This is a genomic window from Pseudoalteromonas sp. 3J6 (assembly GCF_903995135.1).
GTDB lineage: Bacteria > Pseudomonadota > Gammaproteobacteria > Enterobacterales > Alteromonadaceae > Pseudoalteromonas.
Genome location: NZ_LR877185.1, coordinates 3,380,039 through 3,394,405, shown reverse-complemented (window position 1 = coordinate 3,394,405; position 14,367 = coordinate 3,380,039). Strand labels below are relative to the sequence as shown.

Genomic DNA, 14,367 nt, shown 5'->3' with positions numbered 1-14,367 from the left:
TAAAATAGCCACCAAGACTTTGGTGGCCAACGTAATAAAATGAGGTAGCTGAATGTCTGACACTCCTACAGACGGCGACAAAAGTAATAAATTGTTATACTGCTCTTTTTGCGGCAAAAGCCAGCATGAAGTTCGAAAATTAATTGCAGGACCTTCAGTATACGTTTGTGATGAATGTGTAGAGCTGTGTAATGATATTATCAGGGAAGAAATTAAAGACATCGCGCCTAAGCATGATGCCGCTGACAAATTACCTGTGCCAAAAGAAATTCGTAACCACTTAGACGACTACGTAATTGGCCAAGAGCATGCGAAAAAAGTGTTGTCTGTAGCGGTTTACAATCACTACAAGCGTTTACGCAACCAATCAACTAAACAAGACGTTGAACTAGGTAAAAGTAATATTTTATTAATTGGTCCAACGGGGAGTGGTAAAACACTACTAGCTGAAACGTTAGCACGTTTGCTAGATGTGCCGTTTACAATGGCCGATGCCACCACGTTAACCGAAGCCGGTTATGTGGGTGAAGATGTTGAAAACATCATTCAAAAGCTTTTACAAAAATGTGACTACGATGTAGAAAAAGCACAACGTGGTATTGTTTACATTGATGAAATTGACAAAATTTCACGTAAATCAGATAACCCATCAATCACCCGTGATGTATCAGGTGAAGGTGTACAACAAGCCTTACTGAAATTGATTGAAGGTACCGTTGCTTCTGTTCCGCCACAAGGTGGACGTAAACATCCACAGCAAGAGTTCCTGCAAGTAGACACTTCTAAAATTCTGTTTATTTGTGGTGGTGCATTTGCTGGTCTTGATAAAGTTATTGAACAGCGTAGCCACAAAAATACTGGCATTGGTTTTGGCGTTAACGTTAAAGAGTCGGCAGCGAGCCGCTCTTTAAGTGAAACATTTAAAGATGTTGAGCCAGAAGATTTAGTAAAATATGGTTTAATTCCAGAGTTTATTGGCCGTTTACCTGTTGTTGCTACATTGACTGAACTTGATGAAGCTGCACTGGTACAAATTTTAAGTGAGCCTAAAAACGCTATTACTAAGCAATTTTCAGTATTGTTTGGGATGGAAGACGTTGAGCTTGAGTTTCGTGATGATGCACTACGTGCTATTGCTCATAAAGCAATGGAGCGTAAAACAGGTGCACGTGGCCTGCGTTCAATCGTAGAAGGTGTATTGCTTGATACTATGTATGAGCTGCCTTCAATTGATAACGTAAGTAAAGTGGTTGTTGATGAAACCGTTATTAAAGGTGAGTCTGACCCAATCTTGATTTATGACAGCAGTAATCAAGAACAAGCCGCAGCAGATTAAATTCTGAGCAAGTTGTAAAAAAAAGGAGCCAATGGCTCCTTTTTTTATAATTAATTTAATCGAGTTGGCAAAAATTGTTGAACTTTAATTAGGTTATCCCCATATACTTGAGTAATCTTTAAATAAATGAAGTGCAAAGAGAAAATACAATGACGCTTGAGAGAAACGATCGAGTCGAAATCCCTGTGCTAGCACTGCGCGATGTAGTGGTGTATCCACACATGGTGATCCCGCTTTTTGTAGGCCGTGAAAAATCAATAAAATGCCTTGAAGCGGCAATGGATAAAGACAAACAAATTTTCTTAGTTGCACAAAAAGATGCAACTGTAGACGAGCCTGAGAAAGACGATATTTATCGTGTAGGGACAATTGCGACTGTACTTCAATTATTAAAGCTACCCGATGGTACAGTAAAAGTATTAGTTGAAGGCACACAGCGTGCAAATATCGAAGAGTTTGTTGATAACGAAGACTTCTTTGTTGCCAATGCTCAGTTTATTGAATCTGATTCAGTGAATGAACAAGAACAAGATATTTTTATTCGCAGTGCATTAAGCCAGTTTGAAGGCTACGTAAAATTAAATAAAAAAATCCCACCTGAAGTGATGACCTCGGTCTCTGGTATTGATGAGCCCGCGCGTCTTGCTGATACCATGGCTGCGCATATGCCATTAAAAGTGCCTGAAAAACAAAAGGTACTTGAAATATCAAGCGTTACGGAGCGCTTAGAGTACTTAATGGCGTTGATGGAAGGTGAAATAGACTTATTGCAAGTTGAGAAAAAAATTCGTACCCGCGTTAAAAAGCAGATGGAAAAATCGCAGCGTGAGTACTACCTCAATGAGCAAATGAAAGCGATTCAAAAAGAGCTTGGCGAAATTGACGATGTGCCAGATGAATTCGAAGCGCTAAAAAAACGCATCGAAGAGTCAGGTATGCCTAACGAAGCGAAAGAAAAAGCCACGGTAGAGTTTAACAAACTTAAAATGATGTCGCCGATGTCGGCAGAAGCTAGTGTTGTTCGCTCATACATAGATACGCTAATCAACGTACCGTGGAAAAAACGCTCTAAAGTGAAAAAAGATTTAGCAGGCGCGCAAAAAATACTAGATAGCGATCACTACGGGCTTGATAAAGTTAAAGAGCGTATTATTGAATACCTCGCGGTACAGCAGCGTACTAATAAGCTTAAAGGGCCTATTTTGTGTTTAGTTGGGCCGCCAGGGGTAGGTAAAACCTCTCTTGGGCAATCTATTGCGCGTTCAACTGGCCGTAAGTACATTCGTATGGCACTGGGTGGTGTACGTGATGAAGCTGAGATACGTGGTCACCGTCGTACTTATATTGGCTCTATGCCTGGTAAATTGATTCAAAACATGACTAAAGTGGGCGTTAAAAACCCGTTATTCTTGTTAGATGAAATTGATAAAATGTCAGCGGATATGCGTGGAGACCCTGCATCAGCATTACTTGAAGTACTTGATCCTGAGCAAAACAGCCATTTTGCTGATCATTACTTAGAAGTCGATTACGACTTATCTGATGTAATGTTTGTTGCTACCTCTAATAGCTTTAATATTCCTGGGCCTTTATTGGACCGTATGGAAGTTATTCGTTTAGCCGGTTATACCGAAGATGAAAAATTAAATATAGCTAAAGAACATTTAATTCCAAAGCAAGTTAAGCGTAATGGCTTAAAAGAGAAAGAAGTTGAAATTGCTGACAGTGCCATTATCGGTATTATTCGATATTACACGCGTGAAGCGGGCGTTCGTAACTTAGAGCGTGAAGTGTCTAAATTATGCCGTAAAGCGGTTAAAAATATCTTAATGGAAAAAGACACCAAAACGGTCACTATCGATGCAGATAATCTTGAAGAGTACTTAGGTGTGCAACGCTTTGATTACGGTAAAGCAGAAGATGGCGACCGTATTGGCCAAGTAACTGGCCTAGCATGGACAGAAGTAGGCGGAGACTTACTAACGATTGAATGTGCTGCAGTACCAGGTAAAGGCAAATTGACTTACACCGGCTCGTTAGGCGATGTAATGCAAGAGTCGATTCAAGCGGCAATGACTGTTGTGCGTAATCGTGCTGATGAGCTACGTATTAATAGCGACTTTTATGAAAAACGTGATATTCACGTGCATGTACCTGAGGGCGCAACTCCTAAAGATGGTCCAAGTGCGGGTATCGCAATGGTTACTTGTTTGGTTTCAAGCCTAACGGGTAATCCAGTGCGCTCTGATGTGGCCATGACGGGTGAGATTACCCTGCGTGGTGAAGTACTGCCTATTGGTGGTTTAAAAGAGAAATTATTAGCGGCTCACCGTGGTGGTATTAAAACGGTGGTGATCCCTAAAATTAACGAACGTGACTTAAAAGAGATACCTGATAACGTATTGGCGGGTCTTGAGATTCACCCAGTTACGTGGATTGACGAAGTATTAAAGCTTGCTTTAGTGCATCCAGTTGATAGTTTTTCAGTCGAAACACCAAAAAAGCAGTAAAAAAGCCAAAAAAAGTGCTTTTAGGGGCTTTTCAAATCTAAACGGTATGATAAGTTAAGCACTGGTTTTCAAGCCTAGCCCTTGCAGGGCCTAGGCTTAAGAAAAATATAATCATATGAGCTTTAAAAAAATTGCTCAAAAATTTCAAAACAGTGATGTTAGTTTAAAAAACAATCGCTCTTGATAACAACAATGAAAGAGGATGATATTGTGAATAAATCTCAATTAATCGATCAAATCGCAGCTGATGCTGACATTTCTAAAGCGGCTGCAGGTCGTGCACTAGATTCATTCATCGAATCTGTATCTGGCGCGCTAAAAGATGGCGACTCAGTTGCACTTGTTGGTTTTGGTACTTTCTCTGTACGTGAGCGTGCTGCTCGTGCAGGTCGTAACCCACAAACTGGTGAAACGATTCAAATTGCTGCAGCTAACATCCCAGCTTTCAAAGCCGGTAAAGCGCTTAAAGACGCAGTAAACTAATCATTGTGTAAACAATTTAGTTATGGCGAGTAAAGATACGCTTAATTATTGCAATCGATAAATTAAGTTACTTCACCGCCAGTTACTTCAAGTGAAAAAGCGTATCTGGTAAGATACGCTTTTTTTACATATGACAAGGTAGAAAATACCTTGCTCAGAAAAGAGATAAACAAATGCTTGAGAAAATCAGAGAAGGTTCGCAAGGGCCGGTAGCCAAAGTCATTTTAGGCGCGGTGATTTTATCTTTTGCCTTAGCTGGGATCGGTAGTTACTTAGGTCAAACCACAGAACAACCCGTTGCTGAAGTAAATGGAATTAAAATTAGCCAAACAGAATTTAGCCGTGCGTTCCAAAATGAACGTAGCCGCTTAGAACAACAATTTGGTGAGTACTTTACCCAAATAGCAGCTGATCCAACTTATATGGCTCAAATCCGTCAAGGCGTGATTGACCGTTTAGTACAACAAGAATTACAAAGCCAGTTAGCTGCTGAGCTTGGTTTGCGCGTAAGTGATGAAAGCGTTCGTAAAACAATCTTAGAGCTACCTTATTTTAAAATTGGCGACAAGTTTAATAACGACCGTTATTTACAAGTTATTCGTCAAATGAACTTTCAACCTGACGCATTTCGTGAATACCTGCGTGATGATATGACGCGTAGCCAATTAGTATCTGCTGTTGCGGGTACTGACTTTGCACTGCCAAATGAGCTTAAATCAGCCATTGCACTGCAACAACAAACCCGTAGTATTGATTACCTAGTAATTGATAAACAAGCAATGCAGGCTGATGTTGAAGTTACAGAGCAAGAAGTTGCGGATTACTATGAATTAAACGCAGGCCAATTTTTATCACCTGAATTAATTTCAGTTAATTACATCGAACTAAATGCAGATGATATTGATGTTGCATCGGTAAGCGAAGACGATGTAAAAGCATATTACGAGCAGAGTAAAGCGCAATATGTTGAACCAGAAAAGCGTCGTGTGTCGCATATTCTAATCGACAATAGCGAAGATGATGATGCGGCTAAAGCGAAAGCTGAGTCGTTACTTGCCCAGCTTAACGCTGGTGCTGATTTTGCTGAGCTAGCAGAGACATCGTCAGATGACATTGTTAGTGCAGAAATGGGTGGCGATTTAGAGTGGATTGAACGTGATGTTATGGAACCAGCATTTGAAGATGCAGCGTTCGCATTGCAAAACAAAGGTGATTACTCTGACGTTGTTGCCTCTGAGTTTGGTTATCACATCATCAAACTGACTGATCTACAAACTCAACAAGTTAAACCATTTGATGAAGTTAAAGCTGACTTACGAGCTGAACTTGAGCAAGCTGAAAAAGTAGATGCGTTTTACGAGAAGCAAACAGAAATGGGGGCATTAGCCTTTGAGATTTCTGATCGCTTAGACGATGCTGCTGAGGTGGCGGGTGTAGAAGTACAATCTACTTCTTTGCTTGCGCTTAGCGCACTTCCTGAGCCGCTTAATAATCCGGCGGTAATCACTGCGTTATCATCAGTTGAATTACTTGAAGATAAAGTGAATTCAGAAGTGATTGAGCTTGGCAATGAGCACGTGATTGTAGTGCGTGTAAATGAGCACCAACCTGCGGCAACGAAAGCATTAAGCGAAGTAAGTGAGCAAATTAAAACACGCTTAGTAAATGAAAAAGCGTCAGACCTTGCAAAAGAAAAAGCACGCACGTTATTTGCACAAGTAAAAGAGGGCAAGAGCTTAAACGATGTGGCTGCTGAGCAATCACTAAACGTTCGTCAAGAGTCGCAACTAACTCGTGAAAGCTTTGCTGTTTCACCTGCTATTGTTACCCAAGTATTCAAAATGGCACATCCTAGTGATGCGGCTGTATATGATATGGTTAACTTAAATAATGGCGATGCAGCGATTGTTGCGCTTAAAGCGGTAAATGATGCACCAGTGAGTGACAACATTGAGCCACAAATGAAGCAAAACATTACTATGGCGCAAGCGCAGAAAAACTATACGGTATTCATTGAATCGCTTAAGCAACAAGCAGAGCTTAATGTACCAAAAGCAGCTCAAGCAGCTGAATAAGTAATAGCTAAATTAAAAAAGGCGCCAATTGGCGCCTTTTTTGTTTGTTTAGACATTAACAACTCAATAAGCGCTGGGTAACCTTTGACTGCGGGTTTTGAAAAATAGTTTCTGTAGCGCCGTATTCAACTATTTCACCTTTATTGAGTACCACTAACTGGTCGCTAATATGGCGCACTAAACTTAAATGATGGGTGATCAAAATATAGGTTAATCCAGTTTCAAGCTGTAGTTTAAGTAATAGGTTTACTATTTGCGCTCTTACAGAAGGGTCAAGCGATGAAAGTGCCTCATCGAGTACAACAACCTTAGGATCTAATATAAGCGCGCGAGCGAGCGCTACACGCTGTAATTGCCCCACACTAAACATATGCGGATAGTATTGCTGATGATCGACCAGTAGACCCACTTTAAGCAGCGTACTGCCAATTTTTTCACTACGTTGAGTTTTATCAAAATCAGTATTGAATTTTAGGCAATCATCGAGCATTTCAGCAATGGTCACTGCTGGGTTCAATGAGGTGGCGGAGTCTTGAAAAATCATTCGGATATAACGACACTGCGCATCACGATTACCATTGTTTTCTATAGTGTTATTCTCCAATAATATCTGCCCGCTATCGGCACTGTATGCACCCACTAATAATTTAGCCAGGGTACTTTTTCCTGAGCCTGTTTCACCAATAATGGCAATTGTTTCACCTTTACCAATGCAAAATGAGATGTTTTTTAAAACATCAAACTTTTTACGGCTAAATAGACCCGCTCGCATGTTAAAGGTTTTTGATAAGGCTTGAACTTTTAACAGTGGCTGCATTATTTTATTTCCTTGATCAGCGGGAAGTGACAGGCGTAGCTATGACCATGATGCTTTGAAAGTTTAGGCGCAACCACACATTCTTTTTGTGCTTGTGGGCAACGTGGACCGAGTCGACAACCAATCGGTAAATGTTGTAATGTTGGAATAGTGCCTTTAAGCGCATAAAAGGGTTCTTTATGGGCTAAACCATGCTCATAATCGGGCAGGCTTTTTAGTAAAGCCTGCGTATACGGATGACGAGGTTGGCTAAAAATACGGTGTGTTGGACCTGCTTCAACCATTTGACCGCAGTACAACACATGAATACCATGCGACCAATTAACAATTTCTTCCAGCTCATGAGAGATCATCAAAATAGACATGTTCTTTAGCTGATTTAAACTTTTTAATAACCTAAACACCTGTGCTCGGGTGGTGCTTTCTAGTGCGGTTGTTGGCTCATCTGCAATTAATAACTTAGGTGTGCGGGCAATCGCCATGGCTATCATGACCTTTTGGCATACGCCCTCAGAGAGCTCATGCGGGTAACTATCAAGCACCGCTTCATGATTTTTAATACCTACTTTATGTATTAAGGCTTTAACGCGGTCTTTACGCTCTCGGTTGCGTTTTAAGAAAAATCCTTTAGCAGCCACTTCAGGCAGTGTTTCAGCGATTTGGTTAAATATTTTAGCAGTAGGATCTAGACAGCGACTGGGGTCTTGGTAAATCATCGCAATGTCTTGGCTAACCGTTTTACGGCGTTGCTCTGGTGTTAAGCGCATTAAGTCAACACCACGCCAATGCATTCTATCTGCGGTTATCACCCAACGCTCATTAAGCACGCCGACAATGGCTTTTGCAATTAAGCTTTTGCCAGAGCCTGATTCGCCCACTAAAGCGTGTACTTCACCTTCTTTTAAACTAAAGCTTACGCGATCAACAGCACGAATGGCGGTTTCGGAAGTTTGAAGTTCAATGGTTAAATTTCGAATATCTAGTAACTGCATCTAATCGGCCTTACGCGCTTGTAAAACTTTGCGAAGTCCATCGCCCACTAAGTTTGTTGAAAGAACCGCTAAAAATAACAGCACGCCCGGCAATGCTACCGTCCAAGGTGCTAAATATATAAGTCCTAAGTTCTCTGCTAAAATTGCGCCCCATTCAGTAGTCGGCGGCTGTGCACCCAGTTTTAAAAACCCTAACGCCGCAATATCTAAAATAGCAGTAGAAAGCGCCATCGTAAAAATAACCACAATATACTCATACACATTAGGAAAAATCCCGCGTGATAAAATATGCCATTTAGAGGCGCCATCTAAGCGGTAGGCTGTAACATAATCTTTGCCAAGTTCGTCGACTATCAGGTTTCTAATTGAATGAATAAACTGGGGTAATAAGGCCAAAATAATTGCCCATACGGTATTCATTAATCCAGGGCCGAGTATGGCAATAATAATGATGGCCAGTAACAATGAGGGAATTGACAGCGTTACATCCAGTAAGTGGTTCAAAAAACTAGAACGTATGCCTTTACTGATCCCTGCAAAGGTACCTACCAACACACCAATAACAGTGGTGATCAGTGCAGCCACAACCGATAACCCGAACGTATATGTGGCGCCATTCATTAAACGAGACAGCACATCTCGGCCTAAATCATCGGTGCCAAGTATAAACCGCACATCGCCCATTTCATTCCACGAGGGAGGCAGTAATAGTGCATCACTGTGCTGTTGATTTACCCCATAAGGCGCAAGAAAAGGCGCAGTAGCCGCTAACAGGCTAAAGGCAATAAACACCCATAAACCAACCAGTGCAGGGTGGTTATTTTTAAACTTTCGCCAGAGTCTCGCTAATGGCGATTTATTTGAATCTTCTGAAAATAAGTTAAACTTTGCCATGCGCTTGGTTCCGAGACAGAGGATCGAGTAGGGTGTAGGTCAGTTCGGCCATAATTGTGGCAATAATAATAAATAAAGAGACGGCCATTAACCCACCTTGTATGGCGGGATAATCACGTTGATAAATACTGTCTATTAACCAGCGACCGATCCCAGGCCACGAAAAAATAACTTCAGTGATCATCGCTAAGGTAATCAAGGTACTAAACTGCAAACCTATTTGTTTTATAACCGGTAGTAAGGCATTTCTTAGGGCGTGATGAATAATAAGCTGCCCACGAGTAAGCCCTTTGGCGCGAGCTGTTTTAATGAAGTTTTGATCCATCACTTTTAACATCGATTCGCGAGTAAAGCGCACTAATACCGTGGTTGGATACATCGCAAGTACAATAGTAGGTAAAGTAAGGTGATGCAGCGCATCTAACATGGCCAAACCATTGTAAGGAAAATCAGCGAGTAAAATATCAAGTAAAATAAATCCTGTGCTCGCGGGTATCTCATACAACAAGCTCACTCGCCCCGACATGGGAAACCAGCCAAGTTGGAGCGAAAAAATCATGATTAATAATAATGCCAGCCAAAAAATCGGCATAGAATAGCCAATCATCGCTGTAGAGCTAATAAATTTATCAGGCCATTGTTTATTATATGCCGACGCTAAAATACCGACAGGCACACCCACTACCACCGAAATAAATAACGCGTAAATACTTAGCTCTAACGTTGCAGGGATTAAATCAATCACATGGGCGAAAACACTGCCCCCCGAGGCGAATGACATTCCCCAGTCCCCTTGTAAAATTCGTCCCACAAAGGCGATGTACTGCATAAAGTAGTTACTGTTAAACAAGTACTTTTCTTCTAACTGCGCATTTTGGGTGAAGTTAGTATCTGGTATGCCGCTTAAATTACTGAGTGGATCGCCGGGAAATAAGTAACTCAACGAAAAGGTAAAAATACTGAGTAGTAACACCATAAAAAATAACAGTCCGAGGCGGCGTAAAATATAATCTAAGATCATTATTTTTTCCTCGCGTTAGCCAACGAAATAGCACCGAATGGCCCTAAGGTAATGCCCTCAACATCTGCACTACTTGCTTGAAAACGCATGCCGTGGGCAATTGGCAGTAGAGGCAATTGTTTGATGATCATACTCTGTGCTGCGTCATAATATTGTTTACGTAAATTTAAATCTGTGGTGTCTAACGCTTTGGTTAGCAGTAAATCAAATTCAGGATTACACCAGTTTGCGGGGTTTTTGCCGCTGAATGTCGCAGTACAACTTAATAATGGGCTAAAAAAGTTATCGGGATCAGGCGTATCAGCTGCCCAACCTAATAACACACTGTCGTGGCGATGTTCTCCAATGCGTTGAATAAAGGTGTTCCATTCATATTCTACAATATTTACATTAACGCCAATTTTGCGTAAATCACTTTGCATTAGCTCAGCCATTTTGCGGGCATTGGGGTTATAAATACGGCTTACCGGCATAGCCCAAATGCTCATATCAAAGCCTTTTGGAAAACCAGCTTCAGTTAATAATTTTTTCGCTAACTGTGGGTCAAAAATAGGCATGTTTTTTTGTAGTTCAAATGCCCATGACGTAGGCGGAAGAATAGATTGTGCACGCAGTCCATTCCCGTAATATACCGCTTGCATTATTTTATCTATATCAATGGCATGAACCAATGCTTGACGTACTTTTAAGTTATCAAACGGTGGACGCTCGGTATTAAATGCCCAGTAACCAATATTTAAGTTAGTTTCTCTTTCAACGTTAATATCATCACGCTGCGCTAAAATACTTAATTGGGCACTACTCGGGTGTGCGGTTACATCACACTCTTTGGTCAATATTTTAGCAATACGGGTGGTACCATTTGGGGTAATGTCGTACACCAATTGCTCAAGGGCAACCTCATGCTTCCAATAATCAGCGTTTTTATAAAAGCGCACTAAATGATCGCGTCGGTACTCTTTATAAATATAGGGGCCTGTGCCAATCGGGTATTGATCAAATAGGTTTTCTTGATTATTAGCTTTGAGCGCCATGGCATATTCTTTAGAGAGCACGACAGCAAAATCGGTCGCCATATTAGCTAAAAAGCTGCTCTCGGCATTAAATAACTCAAATCGGACTTGATGATCAGAGACTCTAACAATTTTACGAATTAGCTGGTCAATCCCCACACTTTGAAAGTAAGGGTAATTAGCATCGCCAATAAAGTGATAAGGATTATAAACGTCGAATAATCGACTAAAAGTAAATATTACATCATCAGCGTTAAATTCACGGCTAGGAGTGAAATAAGAGGTGGTATGAAACTTAACTCCTTTGCGCAAAGTGAAGGTAACCGATTTACCGTCTTTACTGATCTTCCAATCAGTGGCAAGTTCACTCTTAAATTCGGCGGTCACGGGGTCAATACTAATTAACCGGTCGTATAACTGGTTAGCAATAATATCGATAGTTGATCCTGTGGTTGTGACTTGTGGGTTAAACGACACAGGATTAGCCTCGGCGCAATAAACGAGGCCATGGTTTTTTTCTTCTAAGATTTCTTCTTTACTATCAATGCAACCTACTAAGCTCAATGATATTAAAGCAAGTAATAATTTATGCACCCGCACAACCTCTACTATTCTAGCAAATTGTATTTTTTCAAATAACCACGTAGTTGATGATACGTTAAACCAAGTACTTCTGCAGTCTTCTTTTGATTAAATTGGCTATGTTCTAATGCTTTTTTTATCAATGTAATTTCAAATTCATTAGAGAGCGTTTTTAAGTCGCATGGAAACTCAGGTTCTTTGGTACTTGAACTCAATGCTACAGGCGCTTCTATAGGCTGTGCATGAGTAGTCGGTTCAGATTGTATTATAGCAGGTGCTTGTGCATGTTTTATGCGGGCTTTAGGTCTAAAGCGACTTTCGAATGGGTCTAAAATAATTTTATGTACAGGAATATGTTCATTGCCGTGGCGATACAGACTTCGTTCTACCACATTTTTAAGTTCACGGACATTACCCGGCCACTCATAACTGAGTAAACTTTCTTGTGCACTGCGGGTGAAACCACTAAATAGCTCCCACTCAAGGTCTCGTGCCATGTTCATCGCAAACTGTTCAGCCAGCAACATAATGTCATCTTGACGTTCACGCAGTGGCGGTAAGGTGATCACATCAAACGCGAGTCTATCGAGTAAATCACTTCTAAATTCACCTTGTTGTGCTAAATGGGGTAAGTCTTCATTGGTTGCACAGACTAAGCGAGTGTCTACTTTAACGGTTTGCTTGCCGCCAACACGTTCAAACTCACCATACTCAATCACTCTTAATAGCTTTTCTTGCACCATGGCAGAGGTATTTGCTAACTCATCTAAGAACAAGGTACCACTATTGGCGCGCTCAAAGCGGCCTTCATGGCGTTTACTTGCGCCTGTGAAAGCGCCACTTTCATGACCAAATAATTCACTCTCGAGCAGGTTTTCGTTCAATGCCGCACAGTTAAGCTTGACGTAACTTTGATCCCAGCGTTTGGATAAAAAGTGTAAACGTGCTGCAATTAGCTCTTTACCGGTACCACGTTCACCAATAATAAGTACGGGTTTATCTAGGTTAGCCAGTTGCGAAACCTGATCAAGCACCGATAAAAAGCTGTCTGATTGGCCAAGTAAATTGTCCTGTTGGCGATATTGACTCATATTTCCTAACTCTTAGTCATTTTTACTAACAGTTAGTGTATTTCATTATGGAGGATAACAAAAGTAATTTGTAATTTACATTTAACATATTGAAAATAAATGGTATTTTAAAAATATAAAAGTTGGCAAGCATATTGATACTAATAATAGCAGACACATTTAGATTAAATAATAGAGGTATATGTTATGGGAATTTTTTCACGTTTTGCAGACATTGTTAATTCTAATATCAATGCCATTTTAGATAAAGCAGAAGATCCTGAAAAAATGGTTCGTCTTATTATCCAAGAGATGGAAGATACACTAGTAGAGGTACGCTCTACGTCAGCAAAAACCCTTGCTGAGAAAAAAGAATTAGTACGTCGCGTAGATACACTAAAAGCTCAAGTAAGCGATTGGCAAGACAAAGCCGAATTAGCACTGAGCAAAGATCGTGATGATTTAGCTCGCTCAGCTTTACTTGAAAAGCAAAAATCAGCCGATGCAGTCGCTGCAGTAGAAAGTGAACTTGATCATGTAGAATCTCATATCGAGAAACTACAGCAAGAAGTGACTACGCTACAAGAGAAACTAGCGGACGCTAAAGCACGTCAAAAAGCGATTATTTTACGTCAACGCTCGGCTGAGTCGCGCCTTGAGGTTAAAAAAGCACTTGATAGTTCTAAAGTAGATGATGCACTTAATCGTTTTGAACGTTACGAAACCAAAATTGATGGGCTAGAATCTCAAATAGAGTCTTATGATTTGGGTAAACAAACGTTAGCAGATGAAATTGCTGATTTACAAAAGAATGAAAAAATTGACGACGAGTTAGCTGAACTTAAAAAGAAACTCTCGAATAAATAAATATAAAACAGGGGCCTTGTGCCCCTGACATCAACATTGAATACGGATAGTTAGGAGAGGATTATGTTTGATTCAGACGTAATAATTGTACCATTTGTTATGTTTATGATTTTTGTTGCGCCATTGTGGTTAATTTTACACTACCGAAGCAAAAAGCAGGTAAGCCAAGGGTTAAGCGAGCATGAGCATCACCAGTTATTGGAACTTGCTCAAAAAGCTGAAAAAATGACTGATAGAATCGAGACATTAGAAGCTTTACTTGATCAAGAGTCACCACAGTGGAGACAAAAAGTATGAACACCAAACGCGAATTATTAAGAGACCCACAACGCGGTAAAATTGCCGGTGTATGTGCGGGATTAAGTGACTACTTTAATATGGAGTTATGGTTAGTTCGCATTATTTTTGTTAGTGCTGTACTACTAACCGGTGGCCCATTATTTGTGGTAGCGTATATTGCAGCGTGGTTTATTTTAGATAAAAAACAACCCAGTAATGTAAATAAAACACAATCAACCTATGGCGGTGATCCGCTAGAAGTAAAATTTAAAGTATGGCAAAAAGGCGAGCCACCGCGTCGTGCGCTTCAAGACTTAAAAGAGCGATTGACCCGTGTAGATAGCCGCCTTCAAAACATGGAACGCTACGTTACTTCAAGCGAGTTTACGGTCAGCCGTGAAATTAATAAACTTTAAAGGATTAATAAG

General features: G+C 40.6%; 13 protein-coding genes. 7 read left to right on the top strand and 6 right to left on the bottom strand.

The genetic code is table 11. The features are described 5' to 3' along the window. Window positions 1-52 precede the first annotated feature (52 nt). From clpX to P3J6_RS15455, 4 genes are all read left to right on the top strand, one after another. Complete coding sequence (gene clpX, locus P3J6_RS15470) at window positions 53-1,336, top strand: ATP-dependent protease ATP-binding subunit ClpX (RefSeq protein WP_010388064.1); 1,284 nt, start codon at window positions 53-55, stop codon at window positions 1,334-1,336. A gap of 149 nt (window positions 1,337-1,485) precedes the next feature. Then, entirely contained in the window at window positions 1,486-3,846 is a 2,361-nt protein-coding gene (lon, locus tag P3J6_RS15465) for an endopeptidase La (protein ID WP_198523491.1), read from the top strand. 183 nt (window positions 3,847-4,029) lie between these two features. Next, window positions 4,030-4,329, top strand: a complete 300-nt coding sequence (locus P3J6_RS15460; RefSeq protein WP_256872136.1) for an HU family DNA-binding protein — start codon at window positions 4,030-4,032, stop codon at window positions 4,327-4,329. Between the two features lie 173 nt (window positions 4,330-4,502). Continuing rightward, a complete protein-coding gene (locus tag P3J6_RS15455) occupies window positions 4,503-6,404 on the top strand; it encodes a SurA N-terminal domain-containing protein (RefSeq protein WP_198523490.1) in 1,902 nt (633 codons plus the stop codon). 55 nt (window positions 6,405-6,459) lie between these two features. Here P3J6_RS15455 and P3J6_RS15450 read toward each other — a convergent pair whose 3' ends face one another. The 6 genes from P3J6_RS15450 to pspF are packed head-to-tail and all read right to left on the bottom strand — an operon-like array spanning window position 6,460 to window position 12,814. Continuing rightward, window positions 6,460-7,221, bottom strand: coding sequence for an ATP-binding cassette domain-containing protein (locus P3J6_RS15450; RefSeq protein WP_054202403.1), 762 nt, complete (start codon window positions 7,219-7,221; stop codon window positions 6,460-6,462). Beyond that, window positions 7,221-8,213 (bottom strand): peptide ABC transporter ATP-binding protein, encoded by a 993-nt coding sequence (locus tag P3J6_RS15445; protein WP_010388077.1) that lies wholly within the window; start codon window positions 8,211-8,213, stop codon window positions 7,221-7,223. Before P3J6_RS15445 ends, P3J6_RS15450 begins: the two co-directional genes overlap by 1 nt. Then, the gene (locus P3J6_RS15440) at window positions 8,214-9,107 is read right to left on the bottom strand and encodes an ABC transporter permease subunit (RefSeq protein ID WP_010388079.1); all 894 of its coding nucleotides are present in this window, start codon (window positions 9,105-9,107) and stop codon (window positions 8,214-8,216) included. Continuing rightward, complete coding sequence (locus tag P3J6_RS15435; protein WP_198523489.1) at window positions 9,094-10,128, bottom strand: ABC transporter permease; 1,035 nt, start codon at window positions 10,126-10,128, stop codon at window positions 9,094-9,096. Before P3J6_RS15435 ends, P3J6_RS15440 begins: the two co-directional genes overlap by 14 nt. Next, the gene (locus P3J6_RS15430) at window positions 10,128-11,735 is read right to left on the bottom strand and encodes an ABC transporter substrate-binding protein (protein WP_198523488.1); all 1,608 of its coding nucleotides are present in this window, start codon (window positions 11,733-11,735) and stop codon (window positions 10,128-10,130) included. The genes P3J6_RS15435 and P3J6_RS15430 overlap by 1 nt, the downstream gene beginning before the upstream one ends. Before the next feature lie 14 nt (window positions 11,736-11,749). Beyond that, a complete protein-coding gene (gene pspF / locus P3J6_RS15425) occupies window positions 11,750-12,814 on the bottom strand; it encodes a phage shock protein operon transcriptional activator (RefSeq protein WP_010388085.1) in 1,065 nt (354 codons plus the stop codon). Window positions 12,815-13,000: 186 nt separating this feature from the next. On the opposite strand from pspF, the gene pspA reads away from it, so the two are divergent. The 3 genes from pspA (at window position 13,001) to pspC (ending at window position 14,355) form a co-directional block, all read left to right on the top strand. After that, entirely contained in the window at window positions 13,001-13,660 is a 660-nt protein-coding gene (gene pspA, locus P3J6_RS15420; RefSeq protein ID WP_010388087.1) for a phage shock protein PspA, read from the top strand. A gap of 63 nt (window positions 13,661-13,723) precedes the next feature. Continuing rightward, a complete protein-coding gene (gene pspB / locus P3J6_RS15415) occupies window positions 13,724-13,957 on the top strand; it encodes an envelope stress response membrane protein PspB (protein WP_178956358.1) in 234 nt (77 codons plus the stop codon). After that, a complete protein-coding gene (gene pspC, locus P3J6_RS15410) occupies window positions 13,954-14,355 on the top strand; it encodes an envelope stress response membrane protein PspC (RefSeq protein WP_198523487.1) in 402 nt (133 codons plus the stop codon). Before pspB ends, pspC begins: the two co-directional genes overlap by 4 nt. The last annotated feature ends 12 nt before the right edge of the window (window positions 14,356-14,367 follow it).